The organism is Maritalea mobilis (assembly GCF_004363175.1).
Taxonomy (GTDB): domain Bacteria; phylum Pseudomonadota; class Alphaproteobacteria; order Rhizobiales; family Devosiaceae; genus Maritalea; species Maritalea mobilis.
Window position 1 is genome coordinate 183,173 of record NZ_SNYR01000001.1, and the last position, 23,827, is coordinate 206,999.

21 protein-coding genes and 2 tRNA genes are annotated in these 23,827 nt (G+C 49.5%); 9 read left to right on the plus strand and 14 right to left on the minus strand.

What is annotated here, in order from left to right; translation table 11 throughout:
- Positions 1-309 precede the first annotated feature (309 nt).
- Complete coding sequence (locus ATL17_RS00880) at positions 310-2,265, plus strand: hypothetical protein (RefSeq protein WP_133570903.1); 1,956 nt, start codon at positions 310-312, stop codon at positions 2,263-2,265.
- 180 nt (positions 2,266-2,445) lie between these two features.
- On the opposite strand, the gene ATL17_RS00885 is transcribed toward ATL17_RS00880, so the two are convergent.
- The 4 genes from ATL17_RS00885 to ATL17_RS00900 form a co-directional block, all read right to left on the minus strand.
- Positions 2,446-3,033, minus strand: a complete 588-nt coding sequence (locus tag ATL17_RS00885) for a hypothetical protein (protein WP_133570904.1) — start codon at positions 3,031-3,033, stop codon at positions 2,446-2,448.
- A gap of 263 nt (positions 3,034-3,296) precedes the next feature.
- A tRNA-Arg gene (locus tag ATL17_RS00890) sits at positions 3,297-3,373 on the minus strand.
- 19 nt (positions 3,374-3,392) lie between these two features.
- Positions 3,393-3,698: an ETC complex I subunit gene (locus ATL17_RS00895; protein WP_166638843.1), complete on the minus strand. Its 306-nt coding sequence runs from the start codon at positions 3,696-3,698 to the stop codon at positions 3,393-3,395.
- 28 nt (positions 3,699-3,726) lie between these two features.
- Positions 3,727-3,803 (minus strand) — tRNA-Pro (locus ATL17_RS00900).
- A gap of 328 nt (positions 3,804-4,131) precedes the next feature.
- On the opposite strand from ATL17_RS00900, the gene ATL17_RS00905 reads away from it, so the two are divergent.
- A complete protein-coding gene (locus ATL17_RS00905; RefSeq protein ID WP_166638844.1) occupies positions 4,132-4,683 on the plus strand; it encodes a phosphatase PAP2 family protein in 552 nt (183 codons plus the stop codon).
- Here the strand turns inward: ATL17_RS00905 and metC are convergent.
- On the minus strand, positions 4,680-5,876 hold the full coding sequence (metC, locus tag ATL17_RS00910) for a cystathionine beta-lyase (protein WP_133570907.1): 1,197 nt from the start codon (positions 5,874-5,876) through the stop codon (positions 4,680-4,682). The two genes, ATL17_RS00905 and metC, sit on opposite strands and share 4 nt — an antisense overlap.
- Before the next feature lie 213 nt (positions 5,877-6,089).
- Between metC and ATL17_RS00915 the strand changes: the two genes are divergently transcribed.
- From ATL17_RS00915 to ATL17_RS00935, 5 genes are all read left to right on the plus strand, one after another.
- Positions 6,090-7,103 (plus strand): amino acid ABC transporter substrate-binding protein, encoded by a 1,014-nt coding sequence (locus ATL17_RS00915; RefSeq protein ID WP_133570908.1) that lies wholly within the window; start codon positions 6,090-6,092, stop codon positions 7,101-7,103.
- Positions 7,104-7,224: 121 nt separating this feature from the next.
- Entirely contained in the window at positions 7,225-8,421 is a 1,197-nt protein-coding gene (locus tag ATL17_RS00920; protein WP_133570909.1) for an amino acid ABC transporter permease, read from the plus strand.
- Between the two features lie 12 nt (positions 8,422-8,433).
- Entirely contained in the window at positions 8,434-9,561 is a 1,128-nt protein-coding gene (locus tag ATL17_RS00925) for an amino acid ABC transporter permease (RefSeq protein WP_133570910.1), read from the plus strand.
- A gap of 3 nt (positions 9,562-9,564) precedes the next feature.
- Positions 9,565-10,359 carry an amino acid ABC transporter ATP-binding protein gene (locus ATL17_RS00930; RefSeq protein ID WP_133570911.1) on the plus strand — a complete coding sequence of 265 codons (795 nt, stop codon included), beginning with the start codon at positions 9,565-9,567 and terminating at the stop codon, positions 10,357-10,359.
- 99 nt (positions 10,360-10,458) lie between these two features.
- Positions 10,459-11,466 carry a transporter substrate-binding domain-containing protein gene (locus ATL17_RS00935; protein ID WP_166638845.1) on the plus strand — a complete coding sequence of 336 codons (1,008 nt, stop codon included), beginning with the start codon at positions 10,459-10,461 and terminating at the stop codon, positions 11,464-11,466.
- A 7-nt stretch (positions 11,467-11,473) separates the two neighbouring features.
- Here ATL17_RS00935 and ATL17_RS00940 read toward each other — a convergent pair whose 3' ends face one another.
- Genes ATL17_RS00940 through ATL17_RS00950 form a run of 3 tightly spaced genes read right to left on the minus strand, consistent with a single transcriptional unit; the run spans position 11,474 to position 13,619 of the window.
- Positions 11,474-11,833, minus strand: a complete 360-nt coding sequence (locus tag ATL17_RS00940) for a GFA family protein (protein ID WP_133570913.1) — start codon at positions 11,831-11,833, stop codon at positions 11,474-11,476.
- Positions 11,834-12,571, minus strand: a complete 738-nt coding sequence (locus ATL17_RS00945) for an alanyl-tRNA editing protein (RefSeq protein ID WP_133570914.1) — start codon at positions 12,569-12,571, stop codon at positions 11,834-11,836. It lies immediately after the preceding gene.
- Positions 12,558-13,619, minus strand: coding sequence for a cysteine synthase A (locus ATL17_RS00950; RefSeq protein WP_246028606.1), 1,062 nt, complete (start codon positions 13,617-13,619; stop codon positions 12,558-12,560). The genes ATL17_RS00945 and ATL17_RS00950 overlap by 14 nt, the downstream gene beginning before the upstream one ends.
- A 412-nt stretch (positions 13,620-14,031) precedes the next feature.
- Here ATL17_RS00950 and cysD point away from each other — a divergent pair, with 412 nt between their 5' ends.
- Both cysD and cysN read left to right on the plus strand, forming a co-directional pair.
- Complete coding sequence (gene cysD / locus ATL17_RS00955) at positions 14,032-14,940, plus strand: sulfate adenylyltransferase subunit CysD (RefSeq protein ID WP_133570915.1); 909 nt, start codon at positions 14,032-14,034, stop codon at positions 14,938-14,940.
- On the plus strand, positions 14,940-16,847 hold the full coding sequence (cysN, locus tag ATL17_RS00960) for a sulfate adenylyltransferase subunit CysN (protein WP_133570916.1): 1,908 nt from the start codon (positions 14,940-14,942) through the stop codon (positions 16,845-16,847). The genes cysD and cysN overlap by 1 nt, the downstream gene beginning before the upstream one ends.
- Positions 16,848-16,903: 56 nt before the next feature.
- Here the strand turns inward: cysN and ATL17_RS00965 are convergent, their stop codons facing one another.
- The 6 genes from ATL17_RS00965 to ATL17_RS00990 form a co-directional block, all read right to left on the minus strand.
- Positions 16,904-18,409 carry an amidohydrolase family protein gene (locus ATL17_RS00965; RefSeq protein WP_133570917.1) on the minus strand — a complete coding sequence of 502 codons (1,506 nt, stop codon included), beginning with the start codon at positions 18,407-18,409 and terminating at the stop codon, positions 16,904-16,906.
- A 195-nt stretch (positions 18,410-18,604) separates the two neighbouring features.
- A complete protein-coding gene (ubiV, locus tag ATL17_RS00970) occupies positions 18,605-19,519 on the minus strand; it encodes a ubiquinone anaerobic biosynthesis protein UbiV (protein ID WP_133570918.1) in 915 nt (304 codons plus the stop codon).
- Positions 19,520-19,521: 2 nt separating this feature from the next.
- Positions 19,522-20,526 carry a ubiquinone anaerobic biosynthesis protein UbiU gene (gene ubiU, locus ATL17_RS00975; RefSeq protein ID WP_133570919.1) on the minus strand — a complete coding sequence of 335 codons (1,005 nt, stop codon included), beginning with the start codon at positions 20,524-20,526 and terminating at the stop codon, positions 19,522-19,524.
- A complete protein-coding gene (gene ubiT, locus ATL17_RS00980) occupies positions 20,523-20,993 on the minus strand; it encodes a ubiquinone anaerobic biosynthesis accessory factor UbiT (RefSeq protein WP_166638846.1) in 471 nt (156 codons plus the stop codon). The genes ubiU and ubiT overlap by 4 nt, the downstream gene beginning before the upstream one ends.
- 149 nt (positions 20,994-21,142) lie before the next feature.
- Complete coding sequence (locus ATL17_RS00985; protein ID WP_208111094.1) at positions 21,143-22,447, minus strand: NAD(P)/FAD-dependent oxidoreductase; 1,305 nt, start codon at positions 22,445-22,447, stop codon at positions 21,143-21,145.
- Positions 22,447-23,814: a glutamine synthetase family protein gene (locus tag ATL17_RS00990; RefSeq protein ID WP_133570921.1), complete on the minus strand. Its 1,368-nt coding sequence runs from the start codon at positions 23,812-23,814 to the stop codon at positions 22,447-22,449. Before ATL17_RS00990 ends, ATL17_RS00985 begins: the two co-directional genes overlap by 1 nt.
- Positions 23,815-23,827 lie beyond the last annotated feature (13 nt).

Here is a 23,827-nt window from a genome sequence, read left to right on the forward strand (position 1 = left end):
AAAATATATAGCTTCTACTCGATTCATTCCACATGCCGCCAGCATATTTTGGCCTGCAGAACGGTCAGAGCCGCAGAGATTCGATAAGCGGCTTGGTCAGTAAACCAATGCCATCGACCGAAATTACAGCACTATGGACGACTGGCCGCTCCGCGGACAAAGATACCGTTTGTTGCCGACTTACACATGCGCTATTCTGCACAGAATTTTCCGTCGAGAAGTCGAAATTAACGTTTTAAGAACACTACATTTAAGCTGGCTTTGATGAGGCGCATCCCTCATTTGGCGCATTAATCGAGTAAATATTTCATGCTGGACACCAACGACATAGATACATTTGTCGCACTCTTTATAAAAGCAGAAATTGGCAACGCTAGTGAAATTACAAAAATAGCAAAAACGCTGCACACCGAGTCGAATGATGGACTAGACGCCGCCGAGTTTTGGAGACTTGCCCAATCAATGCAGATAGCAGCTCACTTGGGGGAGGTTGCACAAGAAGAAGCAAACGTTGCTACCATAATCGCCGATAACCTAGAAAGCGGAGTTTGCCACCCGTTTTCGCAGGATCAAGCATGGCTAGATGCGATCTCCATTGCAAAAGCGATAAACGGCCGCTCACCAAGACCTAGGATACCCGAACGTACAATTGGAGTGGCAGCATCCTGCGCCAGATTGAAGAAAAACGGTCGATCCATCTCGGTCAACGCATTCGGTCCATCTTGGGATCAACAGTCACTTAAAGACGCGTGTAGGGAAATAGATAGTTTAGCGCAGCTGATTGGGGGTGAAGTAATCATCAAACAACTTGGTTACGCCAAAGATAAGACTAATCAAATCTACGACGAGTTGTGGTTGTTCGGCGAGACTGGCCTTGGTGTACTTGAAATGAAAGAACCCTCATTGCCGGAGGGTTGGTTGTTAGCGTTGGCGGCCAAGCATATGGGTCAAGCAAATATTGCGCGCAAACCTGAGAAATGTTGGCAATCTTTAAGAACCAAGATGAGCGATGTGGCATCGACTTTCGACTGCGAGCGTTACAGTCAATTCGAACAATTAGACATCCATCCGGCTGACTTTTTTAGATCGGTGCAAAGCGCACTACTTTGGAAGGAGCTTTTTACTGCAGCGCAAGCTCCGAGTAGGGCCTTACCCTATATTCGCGACGCATTTAACAAACTTCTCGTGCTTGACAAACACGCAGACTTCTTGGCGTTGCTTAAACTACTGTGGTCAGAGTTCGATGCCCTTTCGAGACAAACCGTATACGGCGGCAGTCTAAGCATGACGGTAGTTGAGGCCAATCGGGACTTTCCAAACCTTATGGAACATTCGTATGCAAGAAATGGTGACATTAACCGCAACTACATTGTGCCATTTGACGAATGTGCGACAAATGATGGCAGATTCGTTCTGTTTCAAGGACCAACTGAAAAGGTCCTTGTGAGACCCACCTCAATCACAAACTCAGCATTTCTAGAAACTGTCTTTCGCCTTATGTGGAGACTCTTGAAGAAAGACGCAGAAAAGCTCAGCGGAGGTGTCGTCGAGTTTGCGTTAAAGCTAGCTTGCACCAACAAAGCAGATAAGCTGCTTTCTTGCGAAAAGTACACCGTCGGAAAAGAAACATTTGAAATGGATATTGCTGCACGATCGCAGTCAAATGTTACGTTGATCGAAGCGAAGTCCAAGTCATTGACTGATCAGTCTCGGAGTGGAGACATGTTTTCATTTCTATCTGACTTGTCCAAAAGCTATTTCCCGATGATGACTCAGTTGGCGAGGCATGAAAAGCACCTAAAAGCGGGCCTAACCGCACTTGCTTCCATCGGAGATCCAATTGGCGAATTGAAAATTGAGAAAATTGCTGTTTCACCACTTTCATATGGTCCTGTCGGCGATAAAATTCTCGCGAGCGCGATTCATCGATCGCTTGTAAACTACAATTTGGTGTCTATTGAAGATGATCCCCAAAAGGCGAAGATCATTTCTGATTTCAACAACGCCTATAAGGATTCAATCAACGAGATCAAAACTGTTGCACCCAAACAGGATGACCGAGTTGAATTTCACGCCTACTTTCTTCACACCAATTGGGTCGACTTAGGACAGATGTTGTATGCTCTAGACCGAGCAAACAGCGTTGCGGATGCTCTGGGACCAATGCGACACATTAGCTTTATGTCCAGAGACTTTTGGACCGAAGTGGCCTACAGCGACAAACAGACACTTTTATCGGGACGCTGGAAGTCACTAGAAGAATGATCTACTATACAATTGCTGTGACAACAATTCGCTCACATCTCATAAACTGCGACTGTTTCAGAATGAATCTCCAAGTGTAGCCCAAATTATTGAAGGACCGAGAAGGGCTCACAACTGTCGTCGGCAATGCGGACAAACCGTATGGCGACTGAAACTAGGACAATGTCCGCATATTTCCATTTAGCCCGCGAATTGATTTGTCAAAGAATACTGCGTTGGCTGACCAGCATAGTATTCCTCATTCAATCTGTTTAGCTCATCAAAGGCTGCCTCAAATATTTCGAACATCTGAGATTCTGTAAATTCTACTTTGTCACCGACCTCAATCATGTTCAGTAGTTTCGTTTTGGTGTCCAATCTACCCCCAGCATGAAGAATTGCCTGTCGGTATTTGTTGATATCAAAGAAATAGTCACTCATGATTTCGTTTTTGTGTTCTTTACTGCACTCTTTCGCAATAATCGCTCTGTACTTATCCTCCCAAAGGCTGCAAATGTGGGCCACCATCATTCCCCTGTGATATTTTTGAAGAATCCCGTCCTTTTTTGAACGCAAAAGCATTTCCTGAATTGTTTGTGAGTGATGATACTTTGCACCTTTATTGTTTGGGTCTTCCCTTCCAAAATAGGTTACATTTAGGGGTGTCGATTTTCCGTTCCTCAGCTGTAAACGTATGTTTTGATTACCCTGAAAGATGGCATAGTCAGTTTCAACAATTGTGCCCACTGCGTCTCTCAGCTCTTGTGCGAAGCTATCTAATGCGCTCAATCTTTGAACTCCTTACATCCAAACTGTAGCCAGTTTACAAAGCAAAAAGGCAACTGCCTACTAAAAAACAATGCGGGAAATGTGGGCAAAAGATGGGATTTTGCGTCCGACCCGTTTCACGATCGAATGTCTAGGTTGGGCTCAAAGCGGACATTTAAACGCAGGAGCTAAATGGGCTGGCCACGGCGAGCAAAAACGCATTGTGTTTCAATAGAATTGTTTTTAGGGGTTAGCAATTGCAAGCCTCTAAAACCCATAGGTTGTGGCGATCCCGGCAGGACTCGAACCTGCAACCTATTGATTAGAAGTCAATTGCTCTATCCAGTTGAGCTACGGGACCCAAACAATGCGAGGATGAATTAGTGGGTCCAAGGCGCTTTGCGGTCAGACCTGAAATTATCCGCATAAGCGACTTTTTTCGGCGCTGTTTCGTGGGGCTGCTGCACCACATATTCAATGCCTTTGCGCTTTGCATAATTTTCTGCATCTTCAAGGCTGTCAAAACGCAGCTTGATTTGCGAGGTCATATCTGTGGAGGAGGTGTAGCCCATGAGGGGGTCAATTTCACGCGGAGCCTGAGGTTCAAAAACCAACACCCAATGTTTCGATTTGCCTTTGCCAGATTGCATGGCGTTTTTGGCTGGACGAAAAATACGTGCTGTCATGATCTTCGTTGTCCTCATTTTCCCGTGATGGTCGGAGCAGCAAGATTCGAACTTGCGACCCCTGGTACCCAAAACCAGTGCTCTACCAGGCTGAGCTATGCTCCGACGTTTCACACGAGATGTGATCACCGGACAGGGCTTTACACATTCTTGTGACATCAGGCAAGTCATGATAGTTGCCCTTTTTGAAAAAAATGCGTTTTTTTCCAAATTAATACACAAGGAAACATAAATGATAAAGCTGTTCCAAGCCCACATCAATCCCTCAAACCGCGCGCTGGCTTGGCTTTCAGCCTTTTATCTCTGTTTTTTAACGATAATTTTGATCGTCGCGATTTTTTTCGACAAATCTCTCTCAAATTTTTTCACCACCGCGCCAGAACCCGTAATTTCGTTTTTTGAATGGACGACAGACGTCGGAAAATCCAATTGGATGCTGATTCCCAGTCTCCTGATTTGGCTTTTGACGCCAATAATTGGATTTTTGGGGCTGAAATATTCGCTTTATTGGAAAGCGCGCGCCATTACGGGCCTATCTGGTTTTATCTTTTTGGGAATCGGCTTGCCGGGTTTGGCCACAAATTTGATGAAACGCGCCATCGGTCGCGCACGCCCGATGCATTTGGAAGAATTTGGCACCACATATTTTCAGCCACACTTTTTGATGGATAAGGCGTGGACCTTCCAATCCTTCCCCTCTGGGCACACCACCACGTCTTTTGCGGCGGCAGTTGTGGTGTTTTTGCTGGCTGGGCGGCGTTGGGGCGCTGTGGCGTTTATGTTGGCTGGCTTTGTCGCCATTTCGCGCCTTGTGATCGGCGCACATTTTGTGACGGATGTTTTGGCAGGCTCTTTGGTGGGTACCATGGGTGCGCTGGCTGTGCACTATCTATATGTGCGCAAGCTAGGGGGCTTTAAATTGATAAACGGCGCAAACCATGTGCAATGGTACGCGCCGTTCAAATTACATAGAGTCAAAGGCTAGATCTTAAAATTAGCCAATTGCGCATAGCGTTTCATGCCTTCGGCCAAATCAGTTTGAAGATCATCAATATCTTCCAGGCCGATATTCACACGAATCAAGTTGCCAGCGTGCGGCCACTGAGTCGCTGAACGCTGCGATGCAATTTTGACGGGCAGAATAAGGCTTTCATATCCGCCCCAGCTATAACCCATGCCGAAAAGCGACATCTCATCCACCATGGCGGCAATGGCATCTTCGCCAGCCGGCTTAAGGATAAAGGCGAACAGAGAGCCTGAACCCTTAAAGTCACGCTTAAAAATATCGTGCTGAGAATGTTGCGGCAGCGCAGGATGCAGCACCGTTTCCACAAGCGGATGATCTGCCAGCCACTTAGCGAGTTTAAGCGCCTTTTGGCCCTGTTCGCGCATTCGCAGCTCCAATGTGCGGAGGCCACGCCCAATCAGGAAACTGTCCTCCGGCGAAACGCACACGCCGAGGGCGCGATAAGTCTGTTTTACCACCTTTGCGTATTTTTCATCGGCGGTGATGGTGCCAAACATCACGTCTGAATGGCCTGCAAACATTTTAGTCCCGGCGTGAATCACAATATTCGCGCCATGGTCTAGGGGGTTATAATAAAGCGGCGAGGCCCAGCTATTATCTGCAAGAATGGCAATGTCCCGCGGCGCACATACTTTTGCAATGGCGGGCAAGTCCTGCACTTCAAAGGTGAGGGAGCCGGGTGATTCTGTCATCACCGCCCGCGTGTTCGGCTGGAGCAGCGCTTCGATTCCCGCGCCAATTGTTGGGTCATAATAGCGCGTCGTGATTCCCATCTTGGCGAGAATAATGTCGCAAAACTGGCGAGTGGGTTCATAAACCGTGTCGCACATCAGCAAATCATCGCCTGCGCTCAGCACAGACATTAACGCTGTGGTGATGGCACTCACGCCCGATGGCGCCAAAAGCGTATCCGCACCATGCTCCAGCTCGGTGATGACGTGGCGCACCGCATCGTCTGTCGGGTTGCCATGCCGACCGTAGGCATATTCCCGCTTATTGCCTTTAATTTGGTCATAGCTGTCAAAGATCACCGTGGAGCCGCGGACAATTGGTGTATTCACAAAGCCAAACTGCTTTTCTGGGTTCCGCCCATGGTGAGTGACAATTGTTGCAGGCTTTTTTGGTGCTGAATTGGTATCGTTTTTACTCATTTATTTTGCCATTACCAAAATTTTTTTTACAGATTTGAGATTTACTTACCCAGAAGTGGGTGTGATTTACATTAGTTTTATCAACACTCTTGACCCAAAAGCAAAAGTGCTTTTCGATAGTGCCTGCGTACACGATAGACTGTGTAGCGCAAAGTCTCCATCCAAGGAGGGGGAGACATAAAAATTAAAAGGGTTAGGAAAAAAGGCAACGTTATGAATAAAAAAATCGTAACAATCGCTCTTGGAGCTGCGTTGAGCCTTTCAGCGTCAGCGGCAATGGCGGACACTTTGGAAGATGTGCAGGCTAAAGGCTACCTGCAGTGTGGTGTTGCACCAAGCACACCAGGCTTTGCATCTCCAGATGAAAACAACAACTGGTCAGGTATCGACGTAGACTATTGCCGTGCAATGGCTGCAGCGATCTTTGATGATCCAGAAGCTGTTCGCTTCACACCGTTGACATCTAAAGAGCGTTTCACAGCGCTTTCTTCAGGTGAAATTGATGTGTTGTCACGCACAACAACTTGGACAATGAGCCGCGACACCAACTTGGGCATCTCCTTTACAGGCGTAATGTTCTATGATGGTCAGGGCTTTATGGTGCCAAAAGATCTTGGCGTGAATTCAGCACTTGAGCTTTCAGACGCTGCTGTATGTATCGAAGCTGGTACAACAACAGAATTGAACGCTGCTGACTACTTCGCAACAAATGGCATGAACTACAACCCAGTTGTGTTCGAAGACCAAGACGAAGTTGTTAAAGCTTATGACGATGGCCGTTGTGACGTGTTCACAACAGACTCATCTGCATTGGCTGCTGAGCGTTTGTCATTGGCTGATCCAGATTCACACAAAATCTTGCCAGAAATCATCTCAAAAGAGCCATTGGGCCCATCAGTACGTCAAGGTGACGACCTGTGGTTCAACATCTCTCGCTGGGTATATTTCGCATTGCTCGAAGCTGAAGAATATGGCGTGACTCAGGCAAATGTTGACGAAATGCTTGGTTCTGAAAACCCATCTGTACGTCGTTTGCTCGGCGTTGAAGGTGAGTTTGGTAAGGCAATCGGTCTTTCAGACGATTGGGCATACCGCATCATCAAGCACACCGGTAACTACGGTGAAATCTATGAGCGCAACGTGACACCAATCGGTATCGACCGTGCAGGCTCATTGAATGACCTTTGGACACGTGGTGGTCTTCAGTACTCACCACCAATTCGCTAAGTCGGATTGAGTTGTTTGGCTCGGCGCACTGCGCCGGGCCATTTTTTCGGGGGAGGGCATTGCCCGCCAATAGGTGAAAAACACCTAGTAAGACTACTCAACAATAAGAAAAAGGGTAGCCATGGCCAAGAGTCAGGAACAGCTGCAGCAGAGCCGCAGCTTATCATCATTAATTTACGACCCAAAATTCCGCTCCTACGCGTTTCAAATCTTGTTGCTGTTGGTGCTGGTCGGATTTGGCTGGTGGATTGTTCAAAACACCATCGTCAACCTGCAGGCGCAAAACAAAACAACGGGTTTTGACTTTTTGGGCGTAACGTCCGGTTTCGATATCGGATTTTCACTCATAGAATATAGCCGTTCATCGACCTATTTAGATGTGTTTATCGTGGGGATACTGAACACATTGTTGGTGGCGGTTACCGGTATTGTTCTTGCAACAATGCTTGGTTTTGTCCTCGGCGTCGCGCGCCTTTCATCCAACTGGATCATTGCGCGTATGGCCACAATCTACATTGAAGTGATCCGGAACATTCCATTGCTCTTGCAATTGTTCTTCTGGTACTTCGCGGTGCTGAAGTCCATGCCATCTGTGCGGGACAGCCTCGAAGTAATCAGCGGCGCAGTGTTCTTGAACAACCGCGGTCTATATTTCCCAGATCCAAATCCAAACGATGCATTCTTGTGGGTGCAGATTGCAGTGGTTCTGGTTTTGATTGGCGGCTTCTTCTTGCAGCGTTGGTCAGTTCGTCGCCTTGAGCAAACAGGCGAACGTTTTCCCTATATCCCAGTATTTATTGGGCTTTTGATCGTTGTTCCAGCCATTGTCTGGTTCATTTCTGGTGCAGGGCTGGATGTCAGCTACCCAGAGCGCAATCGTTTCAACTTCCAAGGCGGCATTCAATTGCCACCTGAATTTGTGGCCTTGCTATTTGGTTTGGTGATCTACACAGCTGCCTTTATTGCTGAAATTGTACGGGCTGGTATCGTTTCGGTGAATAAGGGGCAAACAGAAGCAGCTCAATCGCTAGGGTTGAAGGATAATGATCGGCTCAACCTTGTGGTTATTCCACAAGCGATGCGGGTGATCGTGCCACCTTTGACCAGCCAATATCTGAACTTGACCAAAAACTCATCGCTCGCGGTGGCAATTGGTTATCCAGATATTGTGAACGTGTTTATGGGCACCGCGCTGAACCAATCAGGTAAAGCGGTGGAAGTGATCTTTATGACCATGGCTGTGTATCTCACATTGTCATTGCTCACATCGGTCATCATGAACATCTACAATGCGCGTATTGCGCTGACAGAGCGGTAGAGGGAGGCTGTTATGTCGAATAAATTCGCTTATGTGCGAACAGAAATGGCGCAAGCCATGCCACCACCTGTCACGCAAACTGGCGTTGTAGGGTGGATGCGGAAAAATCTGTTCTCAGATATTCCTAACACCATCATGACATTGCTGGCATTTGCCTTCCTGGTTTGGACAGTGCCAACCTTGTATAACTTCTTGATCGGCAACGCGATTTTTGTGGCTGAAGATGGTACACCTTGTCGTGCACCAGAAGCAGGCGCATGCTGGGCATATGTGATCGATCGGTTTGACTTCTATATTTACGGCTTTTATCCAGAGTCTGAATATTGGCGTCCAAACCTTGTATTTGTGGTTGCTGCCGCATTAATCACCCATTTGCTATGGCCAGAATTGCCGTTCAAAGGCATTTCAGCGATTGCGTTCTTTGTGGGTTTGCCCATCTTCGCAGTTATCTTGCTGAATGGCGGTAGCTTTGGTTTGCCTCAGGTCACCACTGAAAAGTGGGGCGGCTTGATGCTGACTTTGATCATCGCATCAGTGGGTATCGTTGTGTCATTGCCGTTGGGGGTCGTTCTGGCGCTCGGTCGGCGGTCGCACATGCCATTTGTCAAATATGTGTCCATTGCCTTTATTGAATTGTGGCGTGCAGTGCCGTTGATCACGGTATTGTTCATGGCATCTGTGATGCTGCCGCTCTTCTTGCCTGAAGGCACAACAATCGACAAAATCCTACGTGCACTTGTGGGCGTGGCGCTCTTCCAAACTGCCTATATGGCTGAGGTGGTGCGCGGCGGTTTGCAAGCTCTGCCCAAAGGACAATATGAAGCTGCACACGCATTGGGCTTGAACTATTTCAAATCCATGTACTTCATCATTCTGCCGCAGGCGTTGAAACACGTCATTCCCGGCATTGTGAACAGCTTTATCTCATTGTTCAAAGATACCTCATTGGTATCGATCGTGGGTCTGTTTGACCTGTTGGGCACAGTGCAAGCCACCTCTGCGCTTGTAGAATGGAAAGCACCGCATCAGGCAACAACAGGCTATTTGTTCGCCGCGGCTGTTTTTTGGATTTTCTGTTTCGGCATGTCGCGCTATTCTATCTATATGGAGCGCCGCTTGGACACGGGACATAAGGAGTAAATAATGTCAGAAGTTAAAGAAGAAGATATCTCTGTAGATCGCTCAAAGATGACCGTGTCTGAAACTGATGTGGCTATTGAGATCAATGACATGAATAAATGGTATGGTGACTTTCACGTGTTGAAAGACATCAATCTCAAAGTCATGAAAGGCGAACGGATCGTTATCGCCGGGCCATCTGGTTCAGGTAAATCGACCCTCATTCGCTGCATCAATCGGTTGGAAGAGCACCAGCAAGGTCAAATCATTGTTGATGGCATCGAGTTGACATCAGACTTGAAGCGTATTGATGAAGTGCGTCGCGAAGTGGGCATGGTGTTCCAGCACTTTAACCTCTTCCCGCATTTGACCATCATGGAAAACTGTACATTGGCTCCAATGTGGGTGCGCGGTATTCCAAAGGCCGAAGCTGAAGAAACTGCAATGCATTATCTTGAGCGGGTTAAAATTCCAGAGCAGGCTCACAAATATCCTGGCCAGCTTTCTGGTGGTCAGCAACAACGTGTGGCGATTGCGCGCTCTTTGTGCATGAACCCAAACATCATGTTGTTCGATGAGCCAACTTCTGCCCTTGACCCTGAGATGATCAAGGAAGTGTTGGAAGTGATGGTGAATTTGGCTGAAACAGGCATGACCATGCTGTGCGTAACCCACGAAATGGGCTTTGCCCGCCAAGTGGCGAACCGGGTTATCTTTATGGACCAAGGGCAAATCATCGAGCAAAATGAGCCTGAAGAGTTCTTCAATAATCCACAGCATGAGCGGACAAAATTGTTCCTAAGCCAGATTTTGCATTAGAATCTCTTGCTTTATTGATGGTTATTCGCTTTGCTGAATAACCATCGGGGAATTAATTAGGCGGCCCCACGGGCCGCCTTTTGCATATTGGGTGTTCATGTGCGTACCTTTCTAACTTTGATCCTGCTTTTAATTGGCTTCAGCACATCTGCGTTCGCAGATACGCTTGAAACCGTGCGCGAGCGTGGCTTTGTTAAATGTGGCGCGAACCAAGGGCACCGCGGGTTCTCAAATCTCTCAACTGATGGATTTTGGACTGGCTTCGATGTTGATCTTTGCCGCGCCGTTTCCGCAGCGATATTTTCTGAGCCTAACCGCGTAGAATTCGCCGAATATCCCGGTGACGTACGCATGACTCCGCTTCGGGTAGGGGAAGTCGACCTGATGGCGCGAAACGGCTATTGGAACCTGCCGCGCGACAATCAATATGACGTGGTTTACACAGGCATCGGTTATTACGATGGCCAAGCCATCATGGTGCGCAACGAAACCCAAGTTATCTCAGCGCTTGAGTTAAAGAATGTATCGGTCTGTGTTGTCGCAGATTCACCGCAACATAACGCGATTGAACGCTTTTTCTTCAATAACCAGATCACTTATGAAGAAGTGATGGTGGAAGATGAAGCTGATTTGCCTGGCGCATATATGTCCGGCCTCTGCGATGCGATCACCGCATCAGCAACCGTACTGCAGGGCATCAAAATCAACGCAGTAGACCCGTCATTGCACCGTATTTTACCAGAACGTTTGAGCAAAGAACCCATGGGGCCAGTTGTGCGCAAGGGTGATATGCAGTGGCAAACAATTGTCCGCTGGGTGCTATTTGCCATGATCAATGCCGAAGAATTGGGCGTAAATTCACGCAATATCGATACGATGATGGAAACCAAAAACCCAAGATTGCGGCGCTTGCTGGGGTTAGATGGAGAGTTTGGTCAGGCACTTGGCCTCAACGCCACGTGGGCGCAAGACATCATCCGCAATGTCGGCAATTATGGCGAGGTCTATGAGCGCAATTTTGGCAGTACGTCCGGATTGATGATCCCGCGTGGCTCTAACGAATTGTGGACCAAAGGCGGCCTGCAATACGCACCGCCAATCCGCTAAGGCGATCTCAATTCTCTGCAGTGCTTAGTTGTGAGCCGAAGGCTTGCTCGACTCCAACTGAATCGAAATCAACACCATCAAGACAATAAAGGTTCACTCCATAATGCTCGGGCAGGGACCTTTTGCGGTGGAATATGTAAATGCCGCAAATTTTGCAAAAATGATGCTTTGCGATCTTCATGTTCCATTGGTAGGTGCCTAAACACTCTTCGCCAGCCAACAGTTTGAAATGGTCTTGATGCACATCGACCATCACCGCATTTCTTTTACGGCATAGCGAACAATCGCACTTCATCACCGTGCTGAGATCACTTTCAATCTCAAATTTCACAGCCCCGCAATGACAAGATCCCTGATAAGTGGTCATTTACTCATCCGCAAAATGTATCGCAACGCGACGATTCTGCTTGCCCTTTTTTTCCACTTTGCCCAAGCGCATGCGGCCAATTTCTTCTGTGTTGGCAACGTGCGTGCCGCCGCATGGCTGCCAGTCAATCGTTTGGTCGCCATCCAAAATGCGGATCATCCGAATTTTCCCCTGACCGGATGGTGGCTTAACCGACATGGTTTTCACGAGGTCCGGATTGGCTTCAAGCTCTTCTTCGCTGATCCATTCCTCACGCACATCGAGATTGCGCTCAATCAGGGCATTGAGCTGTTCTGCCAAGGCGTCCTTATCCTCTGGCGGTTCAGGCATCTGAAAGTCCAGTCGCGACTTCGCAGCGCCGATTGAGCCGCCTGTGACGGGTAGTGGAATGACAACTGACAGCAAATGCAGTGCTGTGTGCATGCGCATAAATTTATAGCGATTGTCCCAATCAATGTGTGCGGTGATCTGCTCACCGGGTTGCAGACCATGCTCGGCGCTCTCGGGCACCAAAAGACATTGGGTTTTATCCCCATCGGGATGCACGCATGTAGTGATGGCGATCTTGTCGCCATTCTCGCGTTCCAAAAAGCCGTTGTCTCCCGGCTGACCGCCGGAAGTGGCATAAAAGTTTGAGCGATCTAAAATGATGCCGCCATCCTCGTTGATAAACGAGATCGTGGCGGCAGCAGTTGTTAGGTAAGCATCTTCACGAAAAAGAAAATCAGTCTGCGTCATTCTCAAAAACCGTACTCATGTCAATTTCATGAGTGTGGCTTAAGAAATCAGGCACTGGCAAGTCCTTCTCCCGCAAAAACATTGGATTATAAAGCTTGGATTGGTAGCGATTGCCATAGTCACAAAGAATAGTGACAATGGTTTTGCCCGGCCCCAAATCACGCGCCAGTTTCACTGCGCCAGCGATGTTGATCGCGCTTGAGCCGCCCAAGCAAATGCCTTCATCCTTCAACAGATCGAAGATATAGGGCAGGGCTTCCGCGTCAGAGATTTGATAGGCGTGGTCCGGCTTGAAACCATCAAGATTAGCTGTAATCCGGCCTTGGCCAATGCCTTCGGTAATCGAACCGCCTTGCGAAGCAAATTCACCACTCGTGTAAAAGCTATAGAGCGCGGCACCCATCGGGTCCGCCAAGCCAATTTGAATGTCTTTATTGCGTTCTTTAAGCGCGTGTGAAACACCCGCCAACGTGCCGCCGGAGCCAACTGCACAAATAAACCCGTCAACTTTGCCACCAGTTTGCTCAAAGATTTCAGGGCCGGTGGTCTCAATGTGCGCTTGACGGTTGGCCACATTGTCAAACTGATTGGCCCAAATTGCCCCTTCAGGCAATTCGTTTGCCAATTTCTCGGCCAGACGACCGGAAACCTTCACATAATTGTTTGGATTCTTATAAGGCTTCGCCGGCACTTCAATCAGCGTGGCACCAGCCAAGCGCAGCGAATCCTTTTTCTCTTTTGATTGGGTTTCTGGAATAACGATCACAGATTTATAGCCCAAAGCGTTCGCAACCATGGAAAGGCCGATGCCTGTGTTACCCGCAGTGCCTTCCACAATAGTGCCGCCGGGCTTCAACAAGCCCTTGCGCTCTGCATCACGCACAATATAAAGCGCGGCCCGGTCTTTCACAGACTGACCGGGGTTCAAAAACTCTGCCTTGCCCCAAATTTCGCAGCCGGTTGCTTCGGAAACGGCGTTCAAGCGAATAAGTGGCGTGTTGCCAATCGCGCCCAGAATATCTTTGTGCATGTCATTGTGCTCTGTCATTGGAAAATCCTCTGGTGTGTTAGGCTCAAAACTAAGGAGAAGCAGAGCGCTGATCAAGCCTAGAGTGAAGAAAAGAAAAGCCTTTTTCCATTTCGCCAATAAGACAATGCGAAAAAACTAATATGGCTCGAAAACGCAAAAATCTCATTGCGCCAATCTTTGCTTTTAAAGTGCAGTGGCCCCAACCGTTAGCGCTATTCAAGGCATATCCAGCGGGGAAATAGTTTACCCGTATAAAGTGAAATTGCGCGAAATGATTTTCCTGATCTTTAGGGGTGCTAGAGCAAAAAACCATGGAAGTTGGACTGCACGAAAAATCGACATATACAATCATAAACCTTTGAATTTACTGCTTGTTTTGTCGTGGTGCGCTAATTATTTTGAAGTCTGTTTAAACAAGCGGACTTTAATTATGCCAGAAATACGTCACAGTCACCTTGACGCTTTGGAAGCGGAGAGCATTGAGATTTTTCGCGAGGTCGCGGCCAGTTTTGAGCGGCCGGTGATGATGTATTCGATTGGCAAGGATTCAAGTGTTTTGCTGCATGTGGCACGCAAGGCGTTTTTTCCATCGAAAATTCCATTTCCGCTTTTGCATGTGGATACCACTTTCAAGTTCCGCGAAATGATCGCTTTTCGTGATCGCATGGCCGAGCAATATGGTTTTGATTTGATCACGCACACCAACCAAGAAGGTGTGGTGGAAAACATCAATCCGTTTGACCATGGCTCCGCACGTTACACTGACATTATGAAAACCGTGGCTCTGCGTCAGGCGCTTAACGCTGGCCAATATGATGCAGCGATTGGCGGGGCGCGGCGCGATGAAGAAAAGTCTCGCGCCAAGGAACGTGTGTTCTCGCACCGCAATGCGCAACATGCGTGGGACCCGAAAAACCAGCGACCAGAACTTTGGCGCTTGTTCAACACCCGTATCTCACCGGGTGAAAGCATGCGTGTGTTTCCACTGTCCAATTGGACTGAGCTGGACATCTGGACCTATATCTACAAAGAAGAAATCGAAATCCCGTCGCTTTATCTGGCCAAGCTGCGTCCCGTGGTGGAGCGCTCTGGCACGTTGATCATGGTCGATGATGAACGCTTGCCGCTCAATGAAGGGGAAACACCGCAAGAAAAAATGGTGCGGTTTAGAACCCTTGGCTGCTATCCGCTCACTGGCGCGATTGAATCAGAAGCTGCCACCTTGCCCGAAATCATTATGGAGATGAATGCCTCACGCACGTCTGAGCGGGAAGGGCGTTTGATCGATAGTGATCAGGCTGGGTCAATGGAGAAGAAAAAACAAGAGGGCTATTTCTAATGAGCATCACACAACAGGCCCCACAACTGGATATTGAACAATGGCTTAGCGCCCAGACCGATAAAAGCATTTTGCGCTTTTTGACCTGCGGATCGGTGGATGATGGCAAATCAACCCTGATTGGCCGTCTTCTTTATGATAGCCAGTTGATCTTGGATGATCAGTTGGCATCGCTGCAAAAAGAAAGTCATAACCGGACCACGGGCGATGAAGGCATTGACTTCTCGCTGCTGGTGGATGGCCTAACCGCTGAGCGCGAGCAGGGCATCACCATTGACGTAGCCTATCGCTTCTTCACCACCGAAAAGCGCAAATTTATCGTCGCTGATACGCCTGGCCATGAGCAATATACCCGCAACATGGCCACTGGCGCGTCTAATGCTGACTTGGCCATTGTGTTGATCGATGCGCGCAAAGGTGTGTTGACCCAAACCAAACGCCATAGCTTTATTTTGTCTTTGATTGGCGTCAAGCATGTGGTGGCTGTGGTCAATAAGATCGACCTAGTTGATTATGACAAAGCCGTGTTTGACAAAATCGATGCAGAATATCGCGAATTTGCCGCTCAGCTGGGCTTTAAGAGCTTGGTCACTGTGCCAATCTCCGCGCTGCGCGGCGACAATATTGTCAGCAAAAGCACGCAAATGGATTGGTATAACGGTCCACAGCTGGTGCCATATCTTGAAGAGATAGATGTGGCCGAAGATCGGGTGGAACAGCCGTTCCGCTTCCCCGTACAATGGGTCAACCGCGCCAGCCTCGACTTTCGCGGATTCTCCGGCACAGTTGCGTCTGGTCAAATTAAGCCGGACGACGATGTGCTGATTGCCGCCTCGCGCAAGCCTGCCAAAATCAAACGCATTGTCACCATGGATGGTGATTTAAATGCTGCGCGGGCAGGGGATGCGGTGACCTTGGTGCTTGACCGTGAGGTGGATATCTCCCGCGGCGATGTGCTGTCCGCGCCGGGCGAAACGCCAGAATTTTCCAATCAGTTCCAAGCGCGCCTGATCTGGATGCACGAAAACCCAGCCATGGCTGGGCGGTCTTATCTGATCAAGATTGGCAGCCAAATGGTGCCGGCGACCATCACCAAGATTAAGCAAAAAACCAATGTGAACACTTTGGAGCAGAACCCGGCCAAATGTTTGGAACTCAACGAAGTGGGCACGGTGACCATCGCGACCGACAAGCCTATTGCCTTTGATGCCTATGCGGAAAACCCACTCACAGGCGGCTTTATCCTGATTGACCGCTTGTCCAACGCCACTTTGGGCGCAGGCACCATTGAGTTTGGTTTGCGGCGCGCGCAAAACCTGACCTATCAGGACTTTGATGTAAACCGTCAGGTGCGGGCTGATATGAAAGGGCAAACCCCACGCATTGTGTGGTTCACCGGCCTGTCCGGCTCTGGCAAATCCACCATTGCTAATCTGCTCGAAAAGCGCATCACAGCCGAAGGTAAGCACACCTACATTCTCGACGGCGACAATGTGCGCCACGGCCTCAATAAAGACTTGGGCTTTACCGATGAAGACCGCGTGGAAAACATCCGTCGAGTGGCAGAAGTGGCCAAACTGATGGCTGACGCAGGCTTAATCGTCCTCGTCTCTTTCATCTCGCCCTTCAAAAACGAACGCCGCTTGGCACGCGAAGTGGCTGGCGACATCCAGTTCATCGAAGCCTATGTGAACACCCCGCTGGAAGTATGCGCACAACGCGATCCAAAGGGCCTTTACGCCCGCGCCAAAGCAGGTGAAATCAAAAACTTCACCGGGCTAGATTCGCCATTTGAAGCCCCCGAACAAGCAGACATCACCCTCAATGCTGCAGAAAACGACCCCGTAGACCTCGCAAACGAACTCTATGATTTGCTGTTTGAAGGTCATCAATATAGCGCACTTTAACGTTCGGATAGCGAACAATAATAATACTGAATAAGGCGGCCAAATGGCCGCCTTTTTTATTGAACAAAATTCACTTCAAGTTCCATGAGCCTTTGGTCAAGCATTGCACGGTCGTAAAACTGGCCCGCCAACATAACGCCCTCGATTGTTTTCACATTTGCGATGTCATCAATTGGGTTATGATTGAGCAGGATTACATCTGCCAGCTTCCCATCATTGATACCGCCAAGTTCTTCAGTTCGCTTGAGATATTCGGCAGGAATGCTTGTGGCGCTGCGGAGTGCATCCATTGGCGAAAGACCAGCACGCACCAGCAACTCCAATTCGTGATGTGCCGAGAAGCCAGGCACCACCATACTGTCATTCGCATCTGTGCCCATCATGACTTTGACGCCTTGATCATGGGCAAGCTTTGTCAGCTCTAACCCGCGTTCAAAGAAAGCTGGGTAGTGTTTCCGAGTGTCTTCTGGCTCATTCGCCATGTTATCGATGTCGCGTTTCCATTCGCCCCATTGCATTTCGCCGATATATTTCAACTCATCAAGCTTGAGATAATCTGGGTCAGTGACGCGCACATCAAACTCGCGCGTAATGTGGGTTGGGACATAATAAACATCATGCTCAACCATTGCGCTTATGGTGGCGTCGCACTGTGCTTCATCTGCAGTGGCAAGGCTTTGCTCCAATGCCATTTGATCGGTGGGATACTCAACCGATTGGTCACCCTGTGTCAGCTTAATAAAACGCGCCTTATATTCTTGCCCCCACAGGCTACAATCCCAAACAAGATCGCGCGCATGCTCCACACTGTCTATGCCCATTGCTGCGGCGTCTGCGATATCCATGGTCAGCGGAACATGGCCGCCAATTTGCAGATTATGCACCTTCGCTTGTTCAAAAATGCCCTTGGCTGCCTCGAGTGTTGTCGGGTGGTAGACTTTGATTAGATCAATATCACTTTCCGTCAGCAGGTCGACCACTGCGCGGCCCTGTTCTTCGGTGAACGGCATATATTTATCTTGGCCCTCACTGGGCAGGCGTGGCGACTTATCAGACATGACAGGTGCACTCGACACCTGCAAAATACGTGGCCCAAAACTCTCATGTGCAACATTGCTTTTATGCGCATCCTGTAAGGCATTGGCACAAAGGAACACTGGGGGACCGCCCGGCAAACAATCGCCAGCCATGTCACGCACACCGGTCACGCCATTGGCCAAAAGGAGTGTCTGGCTGGTTTCAAAAACAGGGGCAATTGTGAGATGAACATGCATGTCCACCAGCCCTGGGATCAGATAACGCCCAGTACCATCAATCTTTTGCGTCACGCCTTCCATTGGCGCGTCACCATCTAGGATTTGGGCAATTTTTCCATCGCGAATATAAACATCTTGGTGCGCATTGACCTGTCGGCTTTCCGGGTCAATCACCGTCACATTGTCGAAAACATAATCAAATGAAACAGTGTTTTCAGTTGCCAATGCGCTTTGCGCCAAGCTGAACCCAGCGATGACCGCACAGGCACCAGCGCCAATAGATTTTAGTGAGTGTGATTTAAACATTTTGCCGTCCTCCAATATATGGAAGAGGTGGGCGACGTTCTCACGCTTTCAAGCATTCCCATGGCGGAAAAATACAGCAATGGCGGCTAACTGGCTGAAATATATATCTGAAAAATTTTCATTGAAGGTATCGCCGCCGAGCAGTCAGAAAGTTGGAGGTTCTGACAGAGAGAAGAGAGGCTCAGCGGCGAATTCCTATTCGGCGGGCACTTTGTCGTGCCATTCATATCCCGGACGTTGATGATAAAATCCGTTGGAGAAGGGGGCATCTACGCAGTCGTCACGCATCTTCTTCAATGCTTCTGAAGGACTGATGCGCCCATTCAACACATCGTTAAACGCGTGAATAGCGGTGAAGGTGCCTACGCTCTGGGGTGAAATGCGGAATCGGTTCACGCCAATAGATTGTAAGTCATCCAAACAATCGATCAAATTGAGCACTGAGTGAGACTGCGTTTGAATACCGTTCACCGTGAGAAACTTATCGCCCTCCAATGTGTCCAGCCGCATGCCATCCGGGTCTTCATCGCACACGAACAGGCAGGAATCTTTGGTGCGATTGTGGGCGCGAGCATGGTAACAGCGTGCCGAAAGCGCCAGTGAAACGCGGCCATAAACTTGGACTTCAAGTTCAACACCAAGCGGCTCAGCCGCTTGCGCAAGTGCAGCAAGACCATCGCGCGGAATTTCAGGGTTGAGACAAATTGTTGTTGCGCCATTGGCCGCATAAACCTCAAGTGCTTCCTCATTATAGCAATTCATCAGCGGGCCAATATGGTGCGGCCCTTTGGCCATTTGCTGTAGGGCGGACACATCATTTGCTTCAATCGGAAACCCTTCAGAAATGGCAACGCGTTTGACCAAACGACGATCAATATCAGTAGTGACTTCCGAAAGCGTCGAAAAGATCACATGCTTGCCCGCATCGTGAAGGCGCTCCACCACGTCCGGTAATTGATTGTCATAAAGCGGTGCCCGCTTCGAGCAGATAACTTCGCCGATAAAAACGGTCTTTACCGGCGTTTCATCGGCAATCTTAAAGTAGAAATCCCGCCAGTCCTCCGGCGCCCAATTATATTGCACCGGGCCAAGGGTCAGCTGTGCACTCATTTCTATCTCCAGCTCTTCGATTTAAATGCACCTTGGGTTTCTTTATGTCCCTCGGTCAGCGCGATCAGTTCGGTGATGTCTGGCTCGTCGCCAGCCGCATAAGCATCAACCGCATCGCGGAATGCCGAAACGACCGACCGGATATAGGCGCGAGACCGCTGGCGCCCCTCAATCTTGAGGGCCGTAACACCAGCCCGCATCAAGTCGGGCAGCAGGCGGGTCAGGTTAAGGCTGATCGGCTCTTCAAATGCGTAATAGTTTTTCTTGTGCGCTGTGTCATAACGGCCTTTGCAGATGGTAGGGTATCCCGCGGTTTCGCCACATGAAATGCAATCAATGGCGAAATCGCCAAGCCGGGTCGTCAGCCCGTCATCATCATCCGGCTCATAATCCACATGGCTGGCGGGCGAGCACACGCCATCCATATTGGTGGAAATACCGGTGACATAATTGGTCAGCGAACAGCGCCCTTCGGCCATCATGCCTATATTGCCGAACACAAAGGCCTCAATCTCGCAATCAATCGCGTCATGCACCCGCTTGATTTCAGGCACGGTCAGAATGCGCGGCAATACCACGCGTTTCACATTAAACCGCTCGACGTAAAAATTGATCGCTTCAGGCGAGGAGGCCCCAGCCTGAACTGAAAGATGCAAGCGCTGATTTGGATGCTGTTCGGCGACATATTTGGCCATGCCGATATCGGCAATAATCACCGCATCCACGCCGATTTCAACTGCGTCATCAACGGCTTGCTTCCAGATATCGGTGCGTCCCGCTGTGGGAAATGAGTTTATCGCCGCCAGCACCATTGCGTCTTTGTCGTGCGCATATTTCACGCTTTCCGAAAGCTCCTTTTTCGAAAAGTTCAGGCCGGGAAAATTCCGCGCATTGGTGGGGCCCTTAAAGCCGCAATAAACCGAGTTTGCGCCCGCATCAACGGCAGTGCGCAAGCTGGCAGGCGTGCCAGCGGGACACACCAATTCAGGTTTGATCAAATCACTCATGTTCTGGAACCTACAATTTTTGTCGCTGCATCAATGCTGGCGCGTACCGGGCCGCGTAGTGGGCCAAAAGCCGTCGCGACGTCATCGGCCAATGTCGCATCCATATCGTCAAGCGCATTGCGTAGAGCGACAATGGCTTCTGTGTCGCCTGTCACCATGATGTCGCGGTTGAAAAACAGCGCGTCGCTATCGGTTTTGCTGTCGATCATGCGCAGCAAAGTTTTAAACTTGCCGCTCACCAGCACATCATAGGGAATTTCTTCGTGGCGCGATTTTGCCACCAGCATCAGATTGTCTGGATCTGGACGCAAAAGCAGCAAAAAGGGCATGCCTTTCGCGTCGATCAAAAAATGTTTCCGGCAGCTATCTTCCAGCCGCTCAAAAAGCTCAGGATGCAGCGTCGCCACATGCCGAACAATGCGCCGCAATATGGGTTGCATCGCAAAAAGGGGCATGGCTTTAGACACTGGCCCAGCTTGAGAATCCTTGAAGATTCGAGGTTGGTCGCGTTTATGTTTGTCTCGCATGCCTATTGATTAAGCTGCGAAATCCTCCGCCAATTTGCAAAAATGCAAATAAATTACATTTTTAGCATCCAGTGACGGCTTGTGTTGAACTAGAATCGATCCCGCAACGCATAATAGGTCATGGCCAGATAGAGCAGGGCACCGCGCATCGTCTCGCCGCCAGGAAAGCGAGGGCTAGGCAAACCCGCCATCAAATCAAACCGTTCCGCTTGGCCCTGCGTAATCTCTGCCAAAATTTTGCCCGCCATTGTGGCCATGCCCAATCCATGCCCAGAAAAGCCCGCGGCTGAATATATATTGGGGCCTAACCGCGCAAAGTGTGGCAGCCGCTGCATGGTGATGCCCAATGTGCCACCCCACGCATAATTGATCTTTGCATCCGCCAATTGCGGAAACACATTCAGCATCGGCTTGCGCGAAATAGTTTCGAGGTCAGCTGGGAAGCGAAGGCTATAGGTTTCGCCTCCGCCGAACAAAAGCCTATGGTCTGGTGTGCGGCGGAAGTAATTCACCACAAAACGGCTGTCAGCAACGGCCTCATTATGTGGAATCAATGTCTTGGCACGTTCTTCGCCAAGCGGTTCAGTTGCCACAATAAAGCTATTGATCGGCATCACACGAGCGCTGATATCCTTGTTCAAGCCACCAATATAGCCATTACACCCAAGAATAAGATGGTCCGCTTCAATTGTACCCTCAGCGGTTGTAACGCGTACCTTGTTGCCAGGTTCAATTTGTGTCACGCGGCTTTGTTCATAAATCCGAGTGCCGGATTTGTGCGCCAATGCGGCCAACCCAAAACAGAAAGCAAGCGGGTCCAAATGCCCCGCACCTTTATCCAGTGTGCCACCAAAATATTGGGTGCTCGCTACATGTTCGCGCACCTCAGCCTTGCTGAGAGCAGAAATCGCGTCATAGCCATAATCGCGGTTGAGCTTTTCAACGTAGCGGTGGGAGTCGGCAACAAATCTTTGCTTATGATCCGCCTCGATAATGCCAGAACGATAGTCGCAATCGATCCCATTGTCGAAAATCAGGCTTTTGACCAACTGTTTACTGGCCTCGGCGATATCCCAAAGTGCATGTGCACTCTGTTCGCCAACCAAACATTCTAATGTGATCTGATCAAGTCGTTGGCCGCTGCCCAATTGCCCGCCATTGCGGCCAGACGCGCCCCAGCCAATGCGATGCGCCTCCAACAGCGCCACGTCAAATCCAGCTTGCGCCAAATGATAAGCCGCCGAAAGGCCGGTGAAACCGCCGCCGATGATGCAAACATCAGCGGACTTATGGCCTTTCAACTGTGCATGAGGTGCGGGCGCAGGGCGCTGCGCCGCATAATAGGAAAGCGGATATTGGCCCTGCACATCATTGGCGGTCAGAATATCAATCATCACACATTCAGCAAAAGATGCTCACGTTCCCATGGGCTGATTTCACCTAGGAACTCTTCAAGTTCCTGCCTCTTGATCGCTTCATAAACCAAGCAGAAATCCTCACCGAGCAGATCACGCAAATCGCGATCTTCCTGAAACGCCTCCAATGCGTCCATCAAGGCATAGGGCAGGGTAACCCCATCCTCATAGGCATCGCCCTGCCGCATGGGGCGGGGCGTAAGCTGATTGATCATGCCCAGATAACCACAGGCCAAGCTGGCGGCAATCGCGAGATATGGGTTGCTGTCCATGCCCACAATGCGGTTCTCAATGCGCCGCGCTTCTGGTGTTGAAATGGGTATGCGCAACCCGGTTGTCCGGTTGTCTTGCCCCCATTCCACGTTCGCTGCCGCAGAATCGTCTGCTTTAAAGCGGCGATAGCTGTTCACATAAGGTGCAAAGATCGGCATCATCGCATCAATATGCGTCTGCAAGCCGCCCAAGAATCCATAGAAATAAGGTGTGGGCTCGCCCTGATCGTCAGAGAAAATGTTCTTACCGGTTTTCACATCCACAATCGATTGATGCAAATGCATAGCGCTGCCCGGCTCATCGCGCATGGGCTTGGCCATAAAGGTGGCAAAACAATTGTTTTTCAACGCGGCTTCGCGGATGGATCGTTTGAAATAGAACACTTCATCTGCAAGTTTCAGCGGGTCGCCATGCTGCAAATTGATTTCAATTTGCCCAGCGCCGCCTTCTTGGATCAGGGTGTCAATTTCCAAACCCTGCGCTTCGGCAAAGTCATAGATATCGTCGATCACTTCGCCATATTCATCAACCGCCACCATGGAATAAGCTTGGCGGCCAATACCCTTGCGTCCAGTCCGGCCAATCGGCGGCTCAATCGCCTCATTTGGATCTGTATGGGGACGTGTGAGATAAAACTCGATTTCAGGCGCGACAACGGGCCGCCAGCCCTTATCTGCATAAAGTGAAAGCACACGTTTCAACACATTACGGGGAGCCACAGGTACGGGCTCACCCTGCGTGGTTTCAAGATCATGGATTACCTGAAGAATCACATCGTCTGTCCATGGCGCGGCGCAGGCGGTGCTTAAATCAGGTTTCAGCACCATATCGGTTTCCATCCACTGATCTTTTATGTCCATATCGGCATAAGCGCCGGTGATGGTTTGATAAAAAATCGAGGTGGGAAGATAGAAGAATGCATCGCTCGAAAACTTCTTGGCGGGCATGGTTTTGCCCCGCGAAATGCCCACAAGGTCAGGCACAATACATTCAACCTCTTCAACGCGGCGGCCTTCCAGCCATTCCAACGCTGCATCGGGAAGCAGTTTCACCCATTCCTGTTTGTCGACCATATTTCAGCCTTGC

Bases quoted from the DNA above. Each gene is read 5' to 3' on its own strand.
- ATL17_RS00985 (WP_208111094.1), bottom strand. From the start codon at position 22,447: ATGATTGATATTCTGACCGCCAATGATGTGCAGGGCCAATATCCGCTT.
- cysN (WP_133570916.1), top strand. From the start codon at position 14,940: ATGAGCATCACACAACAGGCCCCACAACTGGATATTGAACAATGGCTT.
- ATL17_RS00930 (WP_133570911.1), top strand. From the start codon at position 9,565: ATGTCAGAAGTTAAAGAAGAAGATATCTCTGTAGATCGCTCAAAGATG.
- ATL17_RS00925 (WP_133570910.1), top strand. From the start codon at position 8,434: ATGTCGAATAAATTCGCTTATGTGCGAACAGAAATGGCGCAAGCCATG.
- cysD (WP_133570915.1), top strand. From the start codon at position 14,032: ATGCCAGAAATACGTCACAGTCACCTTGACGCTTTGGAAGCGGAGAGC.
- ATL17_RS00895 (WP_166638843.1), bottom strand. From the start codon at position 3,698: ATGACAGCACGTATTTTTCGTCCAGCCAAAAACGCCATGCAATCTGGC.
- ATL17_RS00990 (WP_133570921.1), bottom strand. From the start codon at position 23,814: ATGGTCGACAAACAGGAATGGGTGAAACTGCTTCCCGATGCAGCGTTG.
- ATL17_RS00915 (WP_133570908.1), top strand. From the start codon at position 6,090: ATGAATAAAAAAATCGTAACAATCGCTCTTGGAGCTGCGTTGAGCCTT.
- metC (WP_133570907.1), bottom strand. From the start codon at position 5,876: ATGAGTAAAAACGATACCAATTCAGCACCAAAAAAGCCTGCAACAATT.
- ATL17_RS00965 (WP_133570917.1), bottom strand. From the start codon at position 18,409: ATGTTTAAATCACACTCACTAAAATCTATTGGCGCTGGTGCCTGTGCG.
- ubiU (WP_133570919.1), bottom strand. From the start codon at position 20,526: ATGAGTGATTTGATCAAACCTGAATTGGTGTGTCCCGCTGGCACGCCT.
- ATL17_RS00945 (WP_133570914.1), bottom strand. From the start codon at position 12,571: ATGACGCAGACTGATTTTCTTTTTCGTGAAGATGCTTACCTAACAACT.
- ATL17_RS00880 (WP_133570903.1), top strand. From the start codon at position 310: ATGCTGGACACCAACGACATAGATACATTTGTCGCACTCTTTATAAAA.
- ATL17_RS00940 (WP_133570913.1), bottom strand. From the start codon at position 11,833: ATGACCACTTATCAGGGATCTTGTCATTGCGGGGCTGTGAAATTTGAG.
- ubiV (WP_133570918.1), bottom strand. From the start codon at position 19,519: ATGAGTGCACAGCTGACCCTTGGCCCGGTGCAATATAATTGGGCGCCG.
- ATL17_RS00905 (WP_166638844.1), top strand. From the start codon at position 4,132: ATGCTGATTCCCAGTCTCCTGATTTGGCTTTTGACGCCAATAATTGGA.
- ATL17_RS00920 (WP_133570909.1), top strand. From the start codon at position 7,225: ATGGCCAAGAGTCAGGAACAGCTGCAGCAGAGCCGCAGCTTATCATCA.
- ATL17_RS00950 (WP_246028606.1), bottom strand. From the start codon at position 13,619: ATGACAGAGCACAATGACATGCACAAAGATATTCTGGGCGCGATTGGC.